This window comes from Streptomyces sp. NPDC057854 (assembly GCF_042797055.1).
In the GTDB taxonomy this organism is placed as follows: Bacteria; Actinomycetota; Actinomycetes; order Streptomycetales; family Streptomycetaceae; genus Streptomyces.
This window is the reverse complement of sequence record NZ_JBHVMF010000009.1, coordinates 201,385-216,763: the sequence shown is the minus strand read 5'-3', so window position 1 is coordinate 216,763 and position 15,379 is coordinate 201,385. Positions and strand designations below refer to the sequence as shown.

General features: G+C 72.0%; 28 protein-coding genes. 9 read left to right on the top strand and 19 right to left on the bottom strand.

What is annotated here, in order from left to right; translation table 11 throughout:
- Positions 1–81 precede the first annotated feature (81 nt).
- The gene (locus ACFVQZ_RS15905; protein WP_383622837.1) at positions 82–393 is read left to right on the top strand and encodes a hypothetical protein; all 312 of its coding nucleotides are present in this window, start codon (positions 82–84) and stop codon (positions 391–393) included.
- A gap of 50 nt (positions 394–443) precedes the next feature.
- On the opposite strand, the gene ACFVQZ_RS15900 is transcribed toward ACFVQZ_RS15905, so the two are convergent.
- Together ACFVQZ_RS15900 and ACFVQZ_RS15895 are read right to left on the bottom strand one after the other, a co-directional pair.
- Entirely contained in the window at positions 444–1,328 is an 885-nt protein-coding gene (locus tag ACFVQZ_RS15900) for an alpha/beta fold hydrolase (protein WP_383622834.1), read from the bottom strand.
- 113 nt (positions 1,329–1,441) lie between these two features.
- On the bottom strand, positions 1,442–1,864 hold the full coding sequence (locus ACFVQZ_RS15895; protein ID WP_383622831.1) for a hypothetical protein: 423 nt from the start codon (positions 1,862–1,864) through the stop codon (positions 1,442–1,444).
- 181 nt (positions 1,865–2,045) lie between these two features.
- On the opposite strand from ACFVQZ_RS15895, the gene ACFVQZ_RS15890 reads away from it, so the two are divergent.
- Positions 2,046–2,309, top strand: coding sequence for a hypothetical protein (locus ACFVQZ_RS15890; protein WP_051788038.1), 264 nt, complete (start codon positions 2,046–2,048; stop codon positions 2,307–2,309).
- Between the two features lie 291 nt (positions 2,310–2,600).
- Here the strand turns inward: ACFVQZ_RS15890 and ACFVQZ_RS15885 are convergent, their stop codons facing one another.
- The 3 genes from ACFVQZ_RS15885 to ACFVQZ_RS15875 all read right to left on the bottom strand — a co-directional run bounded on the left by ACFVQZ_RS15885 (position 2,601) and on the right by ACFVQZ_RS15875 (position 4,054).
- The gene (locus ACFVQZ_RS15885; RefSeq protein ID WP_321193037.1) at positions 2,601–2,903 is read right to left on the bottom strand and encodes a hypothetical protein; all 303 of its coding nucleotides are present in this window, start codon (positions 2,901–2,903) and stop codon (positions 2,601–2,603) included.
- Between the two features lie 234 nt (positions 2,904–3,137).
- Complete coding sequence (locus ACFVQZ_RS15880) at positions 3,138–3,530, bottom strand: hypothetical protein (protein ID WP_383622828.1); 393 nt, start codon at positions 3,528–3,530, stop codon at positions 3,138–3,140.
- Positions 3,527–4,054 (bottom strand): SRPBCC domain-containing protein, encoded by a 528-nt coding sequence (locus ACFVQZ_RS15875; RefSeq protein WP_383622825.1) that lies wholly within the window; start codon positions 4,052–4,054, stop codon positions 3,527–3,529. Before ACFVQZ_RS15875 ends, ACFVQZ_RS15880 begins: the two co-directional genes overlap by 4 nt.
- Positions 4,055–4,215: 161 nt before the next feature.
- On the opposite strand from ACFVQZ_RS15875, the gene ACFVQZ_RS15870 reads away from it, so the two are divergent.
- Complete coding sequence (locus tag ACFVQZ_RS15870) at positions 4,216–4,626, top strand: helix-turn-helix domain-containing protein (protein ID WP_081959286.1); 411 nt, start codon at positions 4,216–4,218, stop codon at positions 4,624–4,626.
- Positions 4,627–4,659: 33 nt separating this feature from the next.
- Here the strand turns inward: ACFVQZ_RS15870 and ACFVQZ_RS15865 are convergent, their stop codons facing one another.
- Positions 4,660–5,046: a hypothetical protein gene (locus ACFVQZ_RS15865; protein WP_383622821.1), complete on the bottom strand. Its 387-nt coding sequence runs from the start codon at positions 5,044–5,046 to the stop codon at positions 4,660–4,662.
- Positions 5,047–5,186: 140 nt separating this feature from the next.
- Between ACFVQZ_RS15865 and ACFVQZ_RS15860 the strand changes: the two genes are divergently transcribed.
- Complete coding sequence (locus ACFVQZ_RS15860) at positions 5,187–5,639, top strand: VOC family protein (RefSeq protein WP_030496120.1); 453 nt, start codon at positions 5,187–5,189, stop codon at positions 5,637–5,639.
- Between the two features lie 151 nt (positions 5,640–5,790).
- The gene (locus ACFVQZ_RS15855) at positions 5,791–6,321 is read left to right on the top strand and encodes a hypothetical protein (protein ID WP_383622818.1); all 531 of its coding nucleotides are present in this window, start codon (positions 5,791–5,793) and stop codon (positions 6,319–6,321) included.
- Between the two features lie 108 nt (positions 6,322–6,429).
- Here ACFVQZ_RS15855 and ACFVQZ_RS15850 read toward each other — a convergent pair whose 3' ends face one another.
- Both ACFVQZ_RS15850 and ACFVQZ_RS15845 read right to left on the bottom strand, forming a co-directional pair.
- On the bottom strand, positions 6,430–7,956 hold the full coding sequence (locus ACFVQZ_RS15850; protein ID WP_383622989.1) for an MFS transporter: 1,527 nt from the start codon (positions 7,954–7,956) through the stop codon (positions 6,430–6,432).
- A 24-nt stretch (positions 7,957–7,980) separates the two neighbouring features.
- On the bottom strand, positions 7,981–8,178 hold the full coding sequence (locus ACFVQZ_RS15845) for a hypothetical protein (RefSeq protein WP_383622815.1): 198 nt from the start codon (positions 8,176–8,178) through the stop codon (positions 7,981–7,983).
- 119 nt (positions 8,179–8,297) lie between these two features.
- Here ACFVQZ_RS15845 and ACFVQZ_RS15840 point away from each other — a divergent pair, with 119 nt between their 5' ends.
- A complete protein-coding gene (locus ACFVQZ_RS15840; RefSeq protein WP_383622812.1) occupies positions 8,298–8,528 on the top strand; it encodes a helix-turn-helix domain-containing protein in 231 nt (76 codons plus the stop codon).
- Between the two features lie 53 nt (positions 8,529–8,581).
- Here the strand turns inward: ACFVQZ_RS15840 and ACFVQZ_RS15835 are convergent, their stop codons facing one another.
- The 6 genes from ACFVQZ_RS15835 to ACFVQZ_RS15810 all read right to left on the bottom strand — a co-directional run bounded on the left by ACFVQZ_RS15835 (position 8,582) and on the right by ACFVQZ_RS15810 (position 11,854).
- Entirely contained in the window at positions 8,582–9,301 is a 720-nt protein-coding gene (locus ACFVQZ_RS15835; protein WP_383622809.1) for a hypothetical protein, read from the bottom strand.
- Positions 9,298–9,528: a hypothetical protein gene (locus ACFVQZ_RS15830; RefSeq protein WP_383622806.1), complete on the bottom strand. Its 231-nt coding sequence runs from the start codon at positions 9,526–9,528 to the stop codon at positions 9,298–9,300. The genes ACFVQZ_RS15835 and ACFVQZ_RS15830 overlap by 4 nt, the downstream gene beginning before the upstream one ends.
- Complete coding sequence (locus ACFVQZ_RS15825) at positions 9,525–9,698, bottom strand: hypothetical protein (protein ID WP_383622803.1); 174 nt, start codon at positions 9,696–9,698, stop codon at positions 9,525–9,527. The genes ACFVQZ_RS15830 and ACFVQZ_RS15825 overlap by 4 nt, the downstream gene beginning before the upstream one ends.
- Positions 9,695–9,889, bottom strand: a complete 195-nt coding sequence (locus ACFVQZ_RS15820) for a hypothetical protein (protein WP_383622800.1) — start codon at positions 9,887–9,889, stop codon at positions 9,695–9,697. The genes ACFVQZ_RS15825 and ACFVQZ_RS15820 overlap by 4 nt, the downstream gene beginning before the upstream one ends.
- 91 nt (positions 9,890–9,980) lie before the next feature.
- Positions 9,981–11,162: a helix-turn-helix domain-containing protein gene (locus ACFVQZ_RS15815; protein ID WP_383622797.1), complete on the bottom strand. Its 1,182-nt coding sequence runs from the start codon at positions 11,160–11,162 to the stop codon at positions 9,981–9,983.
- Positions 11,163–11,209: 47 nt separating this feature from the next.
- Positions 11,210–11,854: an HAD family hydrolase gene (locus ACFVQZ_RS15810; RefSeq protein ID WP_383622794.1), complete on the bottom strand. Its 645-nt coding sequence runs from the start codon at positions 11,852–11,854 to the stop codon at positions 11,210–11,212.
- Between the two features lie 61 nt (positions 11,855–11,915).
- Between ACFVQZ_RS15810 and ACFVQZ_RS15805 the strand changes: the two genes are divergently transcribed.
- From ACFVQZ_RS15805 to ACFVQZ_RS15795, 3 genes are read left to right on the top strand one after another with little or no spacing between them, the layout of a single operon-like run.
- The gene (locus tag ACFVQZ_RS15805) at positions 11,916–12,251 is read left to right on the top strand and encodes a DUF6233 domain-containing protein (protein ID WP_383622791.1); all 336 of its coding nucleotides are present in this window, start codon (positions 11,916–11,918) and stop codon (positions 12,249–12,251) included.
- Between the two features lie 52 nt (positions 12,252–12,303).
- Positions 12,304–12,492, top strand: coding sequence for a hypothetical protein (locus ACFVQZ_RS15800; RefSeq protein WP_383622788.1), 189 nt, complete (start codon positions 12,304–12,306; stop codon positions 12,490–12,492).
- A 20-nt stretch (positions 12,493–12,512) separates the two neighbouring features.
- A complete protein-coding gene (locus tag ACFVQZ_RS15795) occupies positions 12,513–13,214 on the top strand; it encodes a hypothetical protein (RefSeq protein ID WP_383622785.1) in 702 nt (233 codons plus the stop codon).
- 49 nt (positions 13,215–13,263) lie between these two features.
- Here the strand turns inward: ACFVQZ_RS15795 and ACFVQZ_RS15790 are convergent, their stop codons facing one another.
- The 5 genes from ACFVQZ_RS15790 to ACFVQZ_RS15770 form a co-directional block, all read right to left on the bottom strand.
- Positions 13,264–13,518, bottom strand: coding sequence for a hypothetical protein (locus ACFVQZ_RS15790; RefSeq protein ID WP_383622782.1), 255 nt, complete (start codon positions 13,516–13,518; stop codon positions 13,264–13,266).
- The gene (locus ACFVQZ_RS15785) at positions 13,515–13,742 is read right to left on the bottom strand and encodes a hypothetical protein (RefSeq protein ID WP_383622780.1); all 228 of its coding nucleotides are present in this window, start codon (positions 13,740–13,742) and stop codon (positions 13,515–13,517) included. The genes ACFVQZ_RS15790 and ACFVQZ_RS15785 overlap by 4 nt, the downstream gene beginning before the upstream one ends.
- Positions 13,743–13,744: 2 nt before the next feature.
- Positions 13,745–14,629: an N-acetylmuramoyl-L-alanine amidase gene (locus tag ACFVQZ_RS15780; protein WP_383622777.1), complete on the bottom strand. Its 885-nt coding sequence runs from the start codon at positions 14,627–14,629 to the stop codon at positions 13,745–13,747.
- The gene (locus tag ACFVQZ_RS15775; protein WP_383622774.1) at positions 14,629–14,871 is read right to left on the bottom strand and encodes a hypothetical protein; all 243 of its coding nucleotides are present in this window, start codon (positions 14,869–14,871) and stop codon (positions 14,629–14,631) included. Before ACFVQZ_RS15775 ends, ACFVQZ_RS15780 begins: the two co-directional genes overlap by 1 nt.
- A gap of 64 nt (positions 14,872–14,935) precedes the next feature.
- Complete coding sequence (locus ACFVQZ_RS15770; protein WP_383622771.1) at positions 14,936–15,370, bottom strand: hypothetical protein; 435 nt, start codon at positions 15,368–15,370, stop codon at positions 14,936–14,938.
- Between the last annotated feature and the right edge of the window lie 9 nt (positions 15,371–15,379).

Below are 15,379 nucleotides of genomic sequence, written 5' to 3'. Positions count from 1 at the left end.
GAGAAGGGGGGCCTCTGACCCCGCTGCGTATGATCGGCGCTCTGGGCGCCCTGGGCGGCCGGGTGGGGGAGAGGGTGGGAGATGTACTTCGACGAGAACGAACCGCAGGCCGTTCGGGACGCGCGGCTCGCCGCGCAGCGAGCCGCGGCGCGAGAGGCGCGCAGGACCGCGGTGCTGGACTCCGGGATGGCCCATGTCGGCGCGGCGATCGTGGCGGTCGCCCTGGTGCTGCTCGGCTGGTTCGGCAAGACGGTCGCAGTGGCCGTCGTCGGCGGCATGTTCGCTGTCTGGTTCTGTGCCGCGCTCGTCTGGACCTACGTCGACGGGGACCACGGCCGGCACGCGCTCCAGCGCGCGTACAACCTCACCTTCGGGTGGGCCGACGGGCTCTGACGCCCCGCCGCGGCGCGGCAGCCGACCGGCCGCCGCCCCGCGACGGTGGATCAGCGGGCCGCCAGGAAGGCGAGGATGCGCTCGTTGACCTCCTCCGGCTTCTCGGTGAGGAGGAAGTGGCCGGCGCCTTCGATCATGGCGCCGTCCGAGCCCTCCGGCAGCAGCTCGAGGAGGTCGGCGAGCGTCGCCTTGTCGACGACCGGGTCCTCGCTCCCGTGGAGGTACAGGGTGGGCTGGGACGGCAGCTTCTCCAGCACGCGGACCATCTCCCAGTCGGGCGTGCCGAACGTCGCCGCCGGGAAGTTCTGCCGGTACAGCTCCAGACCCAGGTGCAGCCGCTCCGGCGTGTTCAGTCCCTCCTTCATCGCCTTGCGGTCCTCGGTGGAGTCGTAGCCGGCGACCGTTCCCGTCCAGTGGTTCCAGAGCCAGTCCAGGTACGCCAGGTTGTCGGCGGCGACCAGCTGGTCGGCTATGGCCATCTGGAAGAAGTAGAAGTGGACGTACCGTTCGATCCGCTCGGGATCGGCGGCGCCACGGTCGTAGAACCGCAGCGGCGGAACGTCGTTGACGACCACCTTGGCCCACCGCTCGGGCGCGGCAGCGGCGGCGCCCCAGGTGGTGAACCCGCCCCAGTCGTGCCCGATCAGCACCGCGTCGGAACCGCCGCCGAGCGCCTCGTGCAGGCCGTTGGCGTCGGCGATCAGGTCGGGCAGCCGCATGCTCCCGTCGGGCGGCACCTGGGACGGCGCGAACCCCCGCATGGTGGGCACGACGGCGCGGTACCCCGCGTCGGCGAGCGCCGGCATCAGGTACCGGTACAACTTCGGCGTGTCGAAACCGTGCAGCATGAGGGCGAGCGGCCCTTCGCCCGCTTCGACGTACGCCAGGTCCAGGCCGTTGACCTTGACGTGCTTGTGCTTCCACTTCATGTCCATGTCCCTCTCCGTAGCTCGCGGGCTGTGCGGCACCGCGACTAAAAAGAACGTTCTAACAAGCGGCAAGCTAGCACGGTGCTCGCGAGATCCACAAGCTAAAACGAACGATCTATTCAGTCGCCTTGCCGAACAGGTCGGGCCGGTCCCGCAGCGGCTCCCACATGCCGAGGAAGTCGACGTACTGGTCCTCGCACCAGGTCCGCATCGTTGATTCCGGCGGCGCCGACGAGCGTGTCGGGGAGGCGGCGAGCCGGCAGTGACGGGGTCTGCTCGTCGACGTCGGTCAGGGTGCTGCCGGCGACCGCCAGGTTGAAGGCCCGGTGCCGGGTCCCGTTCGCCGCGATGTGGGCCGCCGCCAGCTGCGCCGCCCAGCCGCCCTGCGGATCGCAGCGCCCATAGGCGACACTGTCGCCGACGATCACGATGCGGGCCGCCGCGCGCAGCGCCCGCGCGTCCAGGTACGCCCACGCGGTCTCGCCCGAGGTGAGGCGTACGCGCCGCCGGGCGGAGTCGTCCTCGTCGCTGAGTCGCGGCACGGCGCCGTCGACCGTCGCACCGATCCGCCGATCCAGGGGCAGATCACCCTAGCGGCCGCCTTTGGCACCGCCCCCCGAGGCAGTGACAGCCCCGCCGCCCCGTCGTCCCGCCGCCCCTGCGGCGGATGCCGACCGGCCCCGGCAGCCGTACCGTCGTGCTGACGACCCTGGAGGAGCCACCGTGACCACCGAGCAGAACGCCCGCGACGCCATCACCCGGATTCTCGGCGCCGACGCCCATGCCGACGTCACCTCGTTCCCCGGCGGGAACCTGGCCATCCGGATCACGGCCGGGGAGCACACCGCCACCGTCGACGGCCACGATTCCAGCGGGTGGGGCTGGACCGTCGACCCGGGCACCGACGAGGGCTTCTCCGGCCACGAGGAGGTGGCCGACACGTTGGAGGCCGCGTTGACCCATGTGCGCGAGCAGCTCGGCCGCTGACGGGGGGCGCGCGCTCCAGGGGCCTGCGCGAGAAGGGCGCGTCACCTCCCCGCGGTTGTGTCGCGGCTGGTGGCTGTGCCGGGTGTGGTCCGTGAGGCTCGATGCTCGTGATGACGCAGCGACCCGTGGCCGCGCGCCGTGCCGGTGCGCAGGCGCTTCGCGGGTGAGCGGTCCGGGGGCCGTCGGCGTGGTCGCGGTCACTCAGCCAGTATCGGGGGTCCGCTGCCGACGTACCACGTCACGTGCCAACGACGTTCAGGTGCAACGGTGGCGGCTGGCGGGGAACGCGGCTCAGCTGGTGCGCGTGAAGGTGTCGAGTTCGCAGCTGTCGGGGTCGCCGACGTATCTGTAGAGGTGGGGGTTCTCGCGACTGCCGCTGACGTAGAGACCGTCTCCGTAGGACCCACCGTTGACATCGCTGTCCCAGTAGCCGCTGATCTTGTGGAAGCTGAAGGAGAGGGGCCAGTCGGCGTCGTTGACGGCAGCCAACTTCCACGTTCCGCTTCCGGTTCTGCCCCGCGTCTCGCCGGTGGCTCCGTCGAGATCTGCGGGCCACCCGACGGCGGTGAACGTCCCGACGCTGTCGAGGGCCAAGCGTCCGACCGAGCTTTGATAGGTGCCGACCAATTCGCTCGGGCTGAGTCCCTCTGGCCGCTGGCCGGCCCCCGGGCAGGGGGAGTACTGGGCGGCGCAGCCGGTCCCACTCGCCGATGCGGCCAGGATCAGTGTGCATGCCAGTCCGGACAGTTTTCGGTTCATACTCTGCCCTCCCTTTCGCCGTACGGGCAGCGAGGTGGAGCCACTTCACACCGCGCCCTCTCATCTGCCCTACCAGAGGGTGGCCGGGCCCGTGAGGACCCAGCCGGTGTCGACGGGCTTCACCCAGAAGCTCAGCGCCACCTCGATGAGCTGCGCGCGGTAGGTGATCTCGACGTAGACGCTGCTGCCGGTGTCGCCCCAGTGGAAGTCCGCGGGACGGAGTTCCGCCAGCCAGGACAGATCCTGCTCCCACGCGTCGGCAGCAGGACTTCCGTCGGCCTCCTTTCCCTCTGCGCTTGCTTCGACGGACCCGGTCCAGAGGGCCTTGAACACATGGCGCATCGCATGGTGATCGATGAGCTGCTCCGCCTCGGGGATTCTCCCGGCTCGGAGCAGGTCGAAGTAGCGGTGGACGGCGGCCTCGACGTCCGTCCGGGAAGGGTGTTCCGTCCAGATTCTCACCGCGCGGTCGCCATCGCCACGGCAAGGCCGTTCAGTCGCAGGCGGGTTGCCCCGCGCAGGTGAGGGAGGTCGTCTGCCGGACGGTCGGAGGGGGTGAGGAAGGCGGCCTGTTCGGTCCATCGCAGGAGGGTGCCGTCGGGTTCCGGGTGCAGTTCCACGGTGACCAGGGAGGTCCAGCGGGGAACGTCGTCCACGGCCGCCGTGTAGGTGTAGACGATGCGCGCGTCCGGCACGATGTCGACGTACCGGGAGGTGTAGGCGAGCCGTTCCGGCGCGGCGCCCGGCACCGAGAAGACGCTCGTGACGGTCTCGCCGCCGGTGACCGCGAAGGCGTGGTCGTACGACACCTCGCGGCCCGGCAGCCGGAACCAGCGGCGCCGCACCGGCGTATCGGCGAAGGCGCTGAAGACCGTGCCCGGGGCGGTGGTGAGGCGGGTCTCCACGGTGAACGTGTCATGGCGTACGGCGGCGGGCACCGCACCGTGGTCGGCGGTCGGGTCGAGCACAGCGGGTCTCCCGGGCATGTTTCCTCGCAACGGTTCAGGCGGATCAGCAGAGCGGCGGGTCGGCCGGCGGCCGCCGGTGGTTACGATCCGTATGTAACGCGGGTGCGGTGGCCGCGGACGAGATCTCCCGCTTACGCACTTCGAAGTCAGTCACGCACCCGAAGGGAACAGGCAGGACCATGGGATCGGCGCTGCGCTCGCAACTGGAGGCCGCCGGCGTCACGCCCGAGTGCGCGTCCACCATCGTCCTCGTGCGGGACCTCCTCGCCCGGGTCGGAGACAAGTGGACGGTGCTGGTCGTCACCACGCTCGCCGACGGGCCCCTCCGCTTCACGGCGCTGCACAGCCGGATCGCCGGGGTCTCCGAGCGCATGCTGAGCCAGACCCTGCGCGCGCTGACCCGCGACGGCCTGGTGAAGCGCACGCCCTACCGTCAGGTGCCGCCGCGCGTCGAGTACGAACTCACGCCCCTGGGGCGGTCATTGAGCGACGCTGTCGCCGGGCTCGTCCACTGGGTGCAGGAGCACCAGACCGAGATCGGCCGCAACCGCGACGCGTACGACGCCGACCACCGACCCGAAGCGTCCTGAACGCCGGCCGGGCGGGCCCAGGGCGCAGGCAGGTCAGTCCGGCGTGCGCAGCCCGGCCAGGAGTCGGTCGAGTGCCTGCTCCCCTGCCCGCGGGTCTCCGCCCCGCGCGATCCAGAGCGCTGCCTCGTTCATCGCCCCCGACAGCAGTCGCGCAAGCGGCTCCACCGGCTGATCGGCGATCACCCCGGCGTCGACGAGCGCCGCCAGCGCCTCCGCGAGGTGCCGGGCCGACGACTCCTCGTCCATGGCCCGCCACTCGTCCCAGCCCAGCACGGTCGGCGCGTCGACCAGCAGGATCCGCCGTACGGCAGGGTCGGTACCCGCCGCGAGGAAGGCCCGGCAGCCCGCCCGTAGCTGCTCCCACAGGTCCTCGTGCCGCTCCGCCTCGGCCTCGACCCGCTCGCCCAGTTCCTGCTGCACCTCGCCGACGACGGCCCGGAAGAGTCCGGCCTTGCTGTCGAAGTGACCCTTCCCGTTTCGCGTACCGAGGGTGTGCTGACGCCGAGATTCACATACCCTGGGTATGTGAACGGGGCGCGAGGGCTGCAGAGGAGCTCACCATGACGAACGACGTCCAGACCGCCACCCCCGAGAACAGGCTCACCGGCTTCTACCCGGTGCTCGCCACCCGGGACGTCGCGGCCTCCCGCGACTTCTACACCCGTCACCTCGGCTTCGACGTCACCTTCGAGGCCGACTGGTACGTCAGCCTGCGCCGCCCCGACGCCCCGCAGTACGAGCTGGCCCTTCTCGACCCCGCCCACCCCTCCGTCCCCGCGACCCGCCGGGCCGCACTCCAGGGCGGCCTGCTGCTCAACTTCGAGGTGGACGACGTCGACGCCGAGCACCGGCGGCTCGTCACGGAGGCGGGCCTGCGCGAGGTTCTGCCGCTCCGCACGGAGGAGTTCGGCCAGCGCCACTTCATCCTCGCCGCTCCCGACGGCGTGCTGATCGACGTGATCACGGTCGTCCCGCCGAGCGAGGAGTACGCCGCCCAGTACGTCGACGCGTGACGGCAGGGGCGACCGAGCGGCCTGTCCCGCCGGTCGCGCCGGGCTCGCTGCTCGACCTTCGCCGCGCGTGCCCCCGGTGCCGGCAGCGACCTCGACCGTGGCCCCGAAAACGTCCTCGCCCCGGACAGGCCCCGGGCGTCATCATGGCCGGGTGACGCCGACCGAAGCAGCCGCCCTCGCCCTCCACGACCGTGCCGCCCTCTGGAACGTGGGCGAGGCGAGGGCGAGCGAGGTCGTCGATGCCGCGTGCGACGCGCTCGTGGCCGGACTCGACACCCCCGCCCTGCGCATCCTCGCCGCCTGCACCCGCGCCGAGGCCGACTACGACGTCCACGACCTGCTGCCCCCGGCGCTGGACGAGCTGGGCCTCGCCCTCCAGCCGGCCGACAGTACGGCCGGTCAGGAAGCCGCCGTACGTGCGCTCGTGCGGCAGCTGCTCGCGGACGAGCTGAAGCCCTGGGAGCTCACCTTCCGGATCCATCGCCGGTACGGACATGGGTTGGCCCTGACGCGACGGCTGGCCGAGCTGGATGACGAGTACGGCATCCTCGAGTACGGCGGCAGCGTGCGGGAGATCGACGCGGAGGTCATGGCCGAAGCCCGTCGGCTCGCAGCGGTACGCACGGTGGCGGGGCGGCCGGAAAGCCCCACCCCGCCACCCACCACGAGCTGTCAGCCGTGAAGAACGAGCCCTGACCGTCAGCCGTCAGCCGTCAGCCGTCAGCCGTCAGCCGTCAGCCGTCAGCCGTCAGCCGTCAGCCGACGACCGACGATCGACGACCGGCAACCGTCAGTCGTCCCGCCCCTCCGTCCCCGAGGCCGCCCGCCGCACCCCGAGCGCGGCCAGCACCGCGCCGGCGACGCACAGCAGGCCGGCGACGAGGACCGCCGTGTGCACGCCGTTCATGAAGGCCAGGTGACTGCCTTCGGTGACGGCCGCCCTGAGCTGCGCGGGCATCTGGTCGGAGACGGGGGCGATGCCCATGGCGACGGCGTCCTTCGCCTCGTGCAGTCCGGCCGCCGCCGCGGCGGGGACTCCGGCGGCGGTGAGTTCACCGGTCAGCGTGGAGCCGACGCGGCTGCTGATGAGGGAGACGAGCACGGAGGTGCCGAGGGCGCCGCCGATCTGGAGGGCGGTGGCCTGGAGGCCGCCGGCCACACCACCGTCCTGGACCGGGGCGTTGCCGACGATGGCCTCGGAGGAGGACGCCATCACCATGCCGACGCCGAGGCCGAGCGCGATGAACGGCGGCCACATCGCCGCGTAGGCGGAGTCGGGGCTCCAGCCGAGCATCAGGAAGCAGGCGACCGCCTGGAGGGCCATGCCCAGCGGCATGGTGAGCCGCGGGCCGAACCGGTCCGTGAGCGCCGCCCCCAGCGGGGACGCCACGACCGACGCGAGGCTGAGCGGCAGGGTGCGTACGCCGGCCTCGACGGGGCCGAAACCGCGGACGCTCTGCAGGTAGAGCATGACGAAGAAGATCACGCCGAGCAGGACGAAGAAGTTGAGCGCGGTGATGACCGTGCCGATGGTCAGCGCCGGGCTGCGGAACAGGCGCATGGGCAGCAGCGGCGACGCGACACGGGTCTCGACGACGCCGAAGACCAGCAGGATCACCAGGCCCGCGCCGATCGCGCTCAGCGTCCCGGCCGAGGTCCAGCCCCAGGTCTCGCCCTTCACCACGCCGAAGACGACGGCGAGCAGGCCGAGCGCCAGCAGGACGACGCCGAGGACGTCGAACCGCTCCTGCGCGGCGGCCGTGTTCTTGCTCTGCGGCAGGACGGAGGCGCTGAAGGCGAACGCGACGACGCCGATGGGCGCGTTGATGTAGAAGACGTACTCCCAGGTGACGTGCTCGACGAGCAGGCCGCCGACGATCGGGCCGAGCGCCGTGGACACCGACGAGACCATCGCCCAGATGCCGACCGCCATGCCGAACTTCTTCGGCGGGAACACCGCACGCAGCAGCCCCAGGGTGTTCGGCATGAGCAGGGCGCCGAAGAAGCCCTGCACCGCGCGGAAGGCGATGACGCCCTCGATGGACCCGGCGAGGCCGATGGCCACGGACGCGGCGGTGAAGCCGACGACGCCGGTCAGGTAGACGGTACGGCGCCCGAACCGGTCACCGAGCTTGCCGCCGAGGATCAGCGCCGCCGCGAGGGCCAGCAGGTAGGAGTTGGTGACCCACTGCAGGTCGGCGGTGGAGGCGCCCAGGTCCCGGCCGATCGCGGGATTGGCGATGGCGACGACCGAGCCGTCGAGACCGACCATGAAGAGGCCGAAGGCGACCGGTAACAACGAATAGAGGTAAAGGATGTCGACTGCGGCGGAGGGGCAGGGTCAGGCGTCGTAGAAGCGCCGGAAGACGTCCATGAGTTGAGCCAGGGCAACGGCGAGGTCCCCCGGCGGGGCGGCGAGGTCGGCAGCGTGCTCCGTGCAGGCGTAGACCGGCTCGCCGTCCACGAGGTTGACGAGCATGATGGGGGAGCCGTCGGCCGATGCTGCCGCGCCGCAGTTCTTGCAGCGGATGTCGTGCATGGTGCTGAGCTCATTCCTGCATGAGGGGTATGAAGCGGCCGTACCCCCGGCATTTCATGATCGAACTTTTTACCTGGTCAGGTAAAGACGTGGGTCCATGATCATCGGAAGTTGGAGGGATGCCCTCCGACCTGCCTGCATGGGTGCTGAGCCGCCGACAGGCGATCGGTGCCCGGATCCGCGCCGCCCGCGAGCACGCGAACCTCTCCCAGCTCGCCCTCGCGGACCGTTGCGGCGTCGACCACAAGACGATCCACCGCATCGAGTACGGCACGTCCGACCCGAGTCTCAGCCTGCTGCTCCAGATCGCCCAGGCCCTCGACATGCCGCTCGCCAACCTCGTGGAGTAGCCCGCCCGCGAGCGATCGGCAGCGCCCGGAGGCGCACACCCGCGGGCGGGACATCAGTGGCCGGCGTCGCACGGCACGGCGTCCCGGTACAGCTCCGGGTCCCGGAGGTCGACCGGTGTGACGTCCTCCAACTGGCGGACGAGGTACTCGCCGAGCAGGAATCGCGCGTCGACGCCCTCTTGGTGGCCGTCGTGCTCGTCCAGGTCGAACACGGCCCGCTGTCGGGCCTCCACCCGGCCGTCGCCGGTCGGCCGGTAGAGGGTGCCCTCGACGGCGACGAGCGGCGCCCGGCGGACCAGGAGAGCCGCGTGCCCGCCGAGCCGGAGCCGGGGGCACCAGCGGGCCGCCAGCGGCGCGTGCGCGGCGCACACGGGCGGTTCCGACGTCCGGCCCGTCGGCCAGCCAGTCCGGACCGGATCCGTCGGGCTGCCCGTGGGGCGCGGGACGATCCACAGCACCCCGTCGGGGGTCACGGTGGCCGGGCCCATGCCGACCTGACACAGCAGCCGCTGCGGGTCCTCCATGGCGGCCCGCTGCTTGCGCGGGTTGATGTCGGCGTACAGCGGCGCTCCGGTCTCCTCGCCGGCGATCCGCGGCCACAGGATGCCCTCGGCGTCGCGGTCGTCCGGGCGCGGATCCGGATACGCGATGCCGTCCGCCGTGATCCGGAGCGGTCCGCGGACGATCCGCTGTCCGGTCCGGAGCACGATCCGGGGCGTCGGCCGGTCGCCTGAGGCCGGGCAGCGGGCGGCTGGCGGGGCGGGGGCGGTCATCGGGGGCCCCGCAGGGGCTCGGCGACGAGGTCGGTCGCCGCGAACTCGCGGTAGCGCCGGTGGCCCGTGCGTCCGGCGTGGTCCATGGCCCAGAGGTCGCCCTCGGCCTGGGAGCCCTCGACGGGCGAGCGCTCTTCGCAGTCGCGGCACTGCACGTACCGGATGGGGGCCTGCCGGGCCGGGTCCGGCTTGATCCGCCAGAGCAGGTGCCGGAGAGCAGTGGTCATCGGCGGTCGCCCCCCTCGTTGGTGAAGACGTAGAGGGGGCGCACGCCGCGCTCCAGCGCGCAACGGCGGTGGCCGTACACGTGGGTGCCGTCGCCCTGGACCCGCACGCATGCGTCCGCCTCGGGCCGGAGGCAGTACGTGCAGTTCCGCGCGGGTGCCGGGGCCGTCACCGGGCCTCCTCGGTGCGCTGCGCCGGGATCGGGGAGCAGCCGCAGGAGACGATGTCCCAGAGGTCGGGGCTGCCGGCCAGGACGACGGTCCCGGCCGGGGCGAGTGTGGTGGTGACGGCGCCGCAGTGCCAGCAGGCGCGGCCGTGGAGCCGGGCGATGCTGACCTGGCCGTCGACGAGTACGAGTGCCATGGCGGGTGCCTCCTCCCTGTCCGTGGTGTGGTGGGCAGGGAGATGGTGCAGCGCCGCGGGTGGCGCAACTGCTACAGCTTGTAGCAGTCGGTCAGACGGCGCCGACCCACTCCGCGAAGCGGGTGACGGCCTCGGCGTCGGCGCGGTGGTGTCGGCGGAGGTCGGCGGCGGCCTCGCGGGCCCAGGGGTGTTCGCGGGTGTGCTGCGGGGCTGCGGCGCGGGCGACGCACAGGCTCTCCCAGGTGTCCCGGTGGAGGCCGGCCCAGGTCTGCGCGCGGGCGAGTTCGATGTAGACGCCGCTGCGCCGCTCGGCCGACATGGCGCTGCTCGGCTTCCAGGCGGTGGCGACGGCGAGGGCGCGGTCGACGTGCTCCGGGCCGAGGCTCACGGCGACGGCGATCTCGTGCGCGCGGACGGAGTCCGGGCCGAAGGCGGTGCCCAGGTAGGTGCCCTCGGGAAGGGCGGCGGCGAGCTGGCGGGCGTGCGTGAGGTGGAGGTCGGCGGCGTCCGCGTTGCCGTCGCGGCCGGCGATGACGGCGGCCCGCATGTGGAGTGCGCCGCGGGCGGCGGCGGCCGAGCGGACGTCGGGGGCGGGTCCTGTGTCGAGGGCCTGCTCCAGGGCGGTGAGGCCGACGGCGTGCGCGCGGGCGGCGAAGAAGACCTCGGTGCGGACGTAGGCGGTGACGGCCTGGACGAGGGGGTCGGTGGAGCGGTCGGCGGCCCAGCGCATCAGGTCGATGAGGCGGGCGGACAGGTCGCGGGCGCCGAACTTGAACGCGATGGCGTCCGCGCTCCTCGCGGCGGAGGCGAGCATCCGGGCCGCGGCCGGGTGCTCGGCGGCCGGGGCGGTGTGGACGTAGCGGATCGCGTCGGCCAGCACGGCCGGGATCGTCGCGGCGAGCTGACCGTACTGGGCAGACAGGCGGTGCTGCACAGCCGTGGACACGGCCGCGGCGAGTTCGTCAGGTGTCCGGCCGGGCGGGCCCTGGGGGATGTCGTAGCCGGTGATCGTGGCGGACAGCTCGGGCAGCGCCTGGTGGACGCGGCGCTTGGTGCCGACGTGGCCGGTGCGGAGCTGGGAGGCGTCGACCGCGAGCGCGCCGGCGATCGCTTCGAGGACGTCGTCGCTGGGGCGGCGGGCTCCGCGCTCGATGGCGCGGACCATCGCGTACGAGACGTCGGAGGCGGAGGCGAGCTGGGTCTGGGTGAGGCGGCGTGCGCGGCGGCGTGCGGCGATGCGCTCGCCGACCTCGCGCGGGCTGTCGGCGGACATGCTCTGACGGTACCGGCGCGCCGCCCCGTGAAGTGCCGGTTCGTCACCTACTCGTTGACGACGCCCGCGAGTTCGTCGAGCGAGCCGATGCTCCAGTCGGCCGCCGCGCGGACGTCGGGGTCGGTCGCCCAGTAGTGCCCCCAGGGGCCGCGGCGCAGGTGTGCCGTGCGCAGTCCGGCCGCCCGGGCGGGGAAGACGTCGTTCGCTGGGTGGTCGCCCACGTAGAGCGTCTCGTGCGGCTTGGCCTCCGCGGCCTCGATCACACGGGCGAAGAAGCCAGGCTCCGGCTTTGCGACGCCCCACTCGGCGGACGCCACCACCAGGTCCGCCGGCAGGTCCAGGGCGCGCAGCAGCTCGCCCGCCTTCACGGTCTGGTTGCCCGCGATCACCACCCGGACGCCGAGCGCGCGCAGCCGGGCGAGGGCGGGGCGGACGTCGGGGTACAGGTCGGTCTCGTCCAGGTGCTCGCCGCGGCCGGCGGCCTCGCGGGCGGCGTACTCGGCGGCGAGGTCGATGCCGGGGCGGACGAGCCGGAGGGCGTCGGCGTTGTCGCGGCCCTGGGTGACGACGGCGCCGACGAGGGCGGAGAGGGTGTGCCGGGGGACGTCGAGCCAGTCGGCCCAGGCGGCCCAGTATCGATCGTCTCGGGTCAGGGTCTCGCCGATGTCCAGCGCCACGGTCTTGATCGTCATGGGAGGGGAGCGTAGGGGGTCGGGGTGGAGTCGTCTGCCTCACCCTCTTAGAATCGAACACGTGAACGACTTGCCGCCGGATCTGCCGCGCCTCCAGACCCTGGAGACGTGGCTGGAGCTACAGCTCCACCGGGTCCGCGCCGAGATCTCCCGCCAAGAGCAGCAGCGGGCCGCGGCCACCGCTCGCCCGCCACGGCAGCCGGCCCCGTTCGTGCTGTCCTTCCTGCGCGCCGGGGGCAGGCCCGTGCCGGACTCCGTGCACACTGGCGACTGCCGGATGACCAGCAGCCACACCCGGCCTCTGACCCGCGAGGAGGCACTCCGCGTGCTCGCCGGCGGCGGCCCCACGGCGTGCGCGATCTGCCGGCCGGACACGGAACTCGGCCTGCTCGACTGAGTCGGCGTGCCCGGGCGCCGTCCCGGCAGACCGGCCGCGTACGATCCCGGCTGTGGCTGACGAGAACGTGACCGGCGAGACCCCCGAGGACGCGCACGCGGCGCTGCTGCGGCTCCAAGAGGAGTACGGCCGACCGACCCAGCCGGGCGGCTGGGCCGAGGAGCAGCATGCGCGGTGGGACGCGCAGTGGCGGCACTGGCGGGCCCTGGTGCTGGCGAAGCACGGGTACGACGCCGCCTGACCTAGCCGTAGCATCCAGCCATGTCGAGGAAGACGATCAGGCGCGTATGGCCGATTGCTGCCGCGGTGCTTCTGGTGCTGGCCGCCGTTGTCACGATACGGGCGGACTGGCTTGAGGTCGATGACGCCAATGTCGTGGTGGCGGGAGGCGCGCTTCTCGCAGCCCTGGCGTCGTGGGCGGCCACAAGCCGGGCCAGCGATACGGCGGAGGCTCTGGCAGGTATCGAGCGCGAACGATGGCACAGGGAACTCACCCCAGAATTGGAGGTGAAAGTGATTCGGCCGCCGCTAGGTGATCGTGCTTGGTTCCGTCTCAAGCTAACCGGCCCCATCGGATTGGACCGCTTGGAAAGTGTTGTCGTCACCATTCGCGACGACGAGGTTGATCGCACTCCACGGACGGCTCCGCCGCCGACGGCCGCTGATGTAGCCGGGCAAATCTGGGGGCCCTACCAGTTCACCCCAGGTATCGACGACGTAGCTGAGCCCGGTCGGACGACACCCTCGTTTGCCCTTGAGCGGGATGACCTCAAGCGGCTGGATATGCGTAGAACCAGGCCGCCCTTCTGGTGGAACGATGCAGACGCGGAGGAGCGTTGGCGTCAGGAGTACCTCTTTCAAAAGGTGCGGATGAAGATCGAGTGCCGCGCAAAAGGGCAGAAGCCTTGGTTTGTCTATTGTGAAGTGCCTGTCGAATTGAATCAGCAGCCGCCCCAGGCATGAGAAAACTGCCCCCTCCTGCGCATGAGGCGCTGGAGGGGGCGATGTGTTTTCAGCGGCCGGCCAGCTCCCAGAACGCGAGCCCCGCACCAGCGACGGCGGTCAGCGCGGCGATCGAGGCCAGCGGCCACCTGTTCTTTTCCAACGCGTCGAGACGCGCCTCGTGGTCGGCGAGCTGCTTGTCGGTCTGGTCCGACCGCTGCACCAGCAGCGCGAGCGAGCCGTCCACCCGCGCGAAGCCGGCGTCCAGCGTGCCCCGCAGCCGCTCCAGTTCGAGGAGCACCTGCCCCGACTCCGCCGGCGTCACCGGCGGGGCTCCGGCTCGGCGGTACGGAGCCAGGACGGGAGCAGCGCCTGCACCCCGGGCAGGGCCATGGTGCGGGCGAAGCCGCCCGCGACGGCGAGGCCGCCGGCGACCCAGGGCAGGGCCTCGGGGATCCCGGAGGCGCTGACGATCGCGGGGAGGGCGACGGCGAAGCCGAGGGCGGTCTGAAGGACGGTGCGGGCGGTGCGCTTGGCGGCGTCGGACATGGTCACTTCTCCTTCTGGGCGGCGAGCAGGGTGTTCAGACGGTCGACCTTCGCGCCGAGCGCGACGACGGCCTCGTACGTCCGCACGACGTAGCCGTAGAAGTCGGGGATGCGGCGCCCGGCCTTCTTCGACTTCTCGTCGGCGGCCGGGTTGCGGTACTCCAGGATCCTGAGCGCGACGCGGGTGATGTCGTCTCGGGTCAGGGCCACGATGGGCTCCTTCTCGGGGGTGGGCCTCGGCGTGGCCGGAGGTGGGGGCGGGGCGGGCTTGTCGCCGGGGTTCCAGGACGCCGGGTGCCGCAGCCGCTCGGCGACGTCGGCGCGGAAGTCGTCCATGTCGAGCCGGGGGTCGGCCGGCTTTCTCGTCGTGGCTTCCTTGTGGGCCCACACCGAGTCGGCGGACCAGCCGTGGAACCGGCAGCGGGCGGCCTGGACGCGGACGGCGACGTCGTACTGCTTCGCCGTCCAGTCCCGGCCGGGCTCGCCGCTGTTCTCGACCTCCAGGCCGTAGCTGACGGCGTTGCCATCGATCTCGTCCGGGCCCGGCGCCGGGTGCTCGCCGCGCTCGTTCAGGACGGCCTCGTACGCGTTGCGCGCGACCTTCCCGGCGTGGTTCGCGCGGCCGTTGCCGACGAGGTAGAGGGTGCCGGAGCGGGCGAGGAAGTCGTGGCACAGCGGGCCGGGGAGGTCGGCGTTGCCGTTGTAGCACCAGGCCGCAAGGCCAGGGCCCTCTCCGGCGGTGTGGTGGACCATGCTGGCGTGGACGTCGCCCCAGGCGCCGCGGCCGTTGCGGTTGTGGGTGCGCCAGCCCTTCATCTCGACGATGTCGGTGACGCCCTCCGCGCGGAGGGCGGCGATCCACTCGTCGGGGGTGATCGGTACGGCCATCACACACGCTCCGGCCAGTGCCAGGAGCCGCCCTCGTACGAACCGTCGGCGCGCGGCTCTCCGTGGGTCACCTCGCGGTTGAAGAACATGCCCTCGGGGTTCAGGACGGCGAGGTCTACGAGGAACGGTCCGTGTACGGCCGTAATGATCGCGGCGCGGCACTGCGAGGTGTACTCGCCGCCCGGTGTGCCGTAGCTGACGAAGTGCACGATCCGGCCAACGGCCGGGGTCGGATGGGACATGCGGGCCTCCAGGAAGCAGAAAAGCCCCGGCCAGACGGCACAGGGCAGGCGGTGGAACGGCAGGTCAGAGGGGGTTGGTGAAGCGCACGTTGTCGAGCCACACGGTGGTCGGCGACGCGCCGCCCGTCGGGACGGAGGCGGTGAGCGCCCCCGACGTCATCAGGCCGAGGCGCACCGGGAAATGCGCGCTGCTGGCGGCGTAGGCGGCAGTGCCGTGCTCGACGGACGGCCGGTACGGCGAGTTGAAGGTGAAGAGGGTCTGGGTGGTGTTCACGAGCGTGCCGCCGGCCGTGTTGATCCGGCCCTCGTACTCCCAGACCTCGGTGCCCAGGATCCGCAGGATGCGCATGCGGGGGACCTTGGCGGCGTTCGGCGTCATGCCGGTGGCGAAGGTGCCGAGGTTGGCCAGGGGGGTCCACTCCATGACCTCCTCGATCAGGCGGGTGTTGAGCTTGGCAGCGGTCAGGGTTTCGCCTGCCAGGAAGGCGTAGTAGGGCACGTGGGGCCT

Bases quoted from the DNA above. Each gene is read 5' to 3' on its own strand.
- ACFVQZ_RS15780 (WP_383622777.1), bottom strand. From the start codon at position 14,629: ATGGCCGTACCGATCACCCCCGACGAGTGGATCGCCGCCCTCCGCGCG.
- ACFVQZ_RS15835 (WP_383622809.1), bottom strand. From the start codon at position 9,301: ATGACCGCCCCCGCCCCGCCAGCCGCCCGCTGCCCGGCCTCAGGCGAC.
- ACFVQZ_RS15840 (WP_383622812.1), top strand. From the start codon at position 8,298: ATGCCCTCCGACCTGCCTGCATGGGTGCTGAGCCGCCGACAGGCGATC.
- ACFVQZ_RS15820 (WP_383622800.1), bottom strand. From the start codon at position 9,889: ATGGCACTCGTACTCGTCGACGGCCAGGTCAGCATCGCCCGGCTCCAC.
- ACFVQZ_RS15830 (WP_383622806.1), bottom strand. From the start codon at position 9,528: ATGACCACTGCTCTCCGGCACCTGCTCTGGCGGATCAAGCCGGACCCG.
- ACFVQZ_RS15875 (WP_383622825.1), bottom strand. From the start codon at position 4,054: ATGCCCGGGAGACCCGCTGTGCTCGACCCGACCGCCGACCACGGTGCG.
- ACFVQZ_RS15775 (WP_383622774.1), bottom strand. From the start codon at position 14,871: ATGTCCCATCCGACCCCGGCCGTTGGCCGGATCGTGCACTTCGTCAGC.
- ACFVQZ_RS15905 (WP_383622837.1), top strand. From the start codon at position 82: ATGTACTTCGACGAGAACGAACCGCAGGCCGTTCGGGACGCGCGGCTC.
- ACFVQZ_RS15795 (WP_383622785.1), top strand. From the start codon at position 12,513: ATGTCGAGGAAGACGATCAGGCGCGTATGGCCGATTGCTGCCGCGGTG.
- ACFVQZ_RS15810 (WP_383622794.1), bottom strand. From the start codon at position 11,854: ATGACGATCAAGACCGTGGCGCTGGACATCGGCGAGACCCTGACCCGA.
- ACFVQZ_RS15870 (WP_081959286.1), top strand. From the start codon at position 4,216: ATGGGATCGGCGCTGCGCTCGCAACTGGAGGCCGCCGGCGTCACGCCC.
- ACFVQZ_RS15900 (WP_383622834.1), bottom strand. From the start codon at position 1,328: ATGGACATGAAGTGGAAGCACAAGCACGTCAAGGTCAACGGCCTGGAC.
- ACFVQZ_RS15860 (WP_030496120.1), top strand. From the start codon at position 5,187: ATGACGAACGACGTCCAGACCGCCACCCCCGAGAACAGGCTCACCGGC.
- ACFVQZ_RS15845 (WP_383622815.1), bottom strand. From the start codon at position 8,178: ATGCACGACATCCGCTGCAAGAACTGCGGCGCGGCAGCATCGGCCGAC.
- ACFVQZ_RS15785 (WP_383622780.1), bottom strand. From the start codon at position 13,742: ATGTCCGACGCCGCCAAGCGCACCGCCCGCACCGTCCTTCAGACCGCC.
- ACFVQZ_RS15815 (WP_383622797.1), bottom strand. From the start codon at position 11,162: ATGTCCGCCGACAGCCCGCGCGAGGTCGGCGAGCGCATCGCCGCACGC.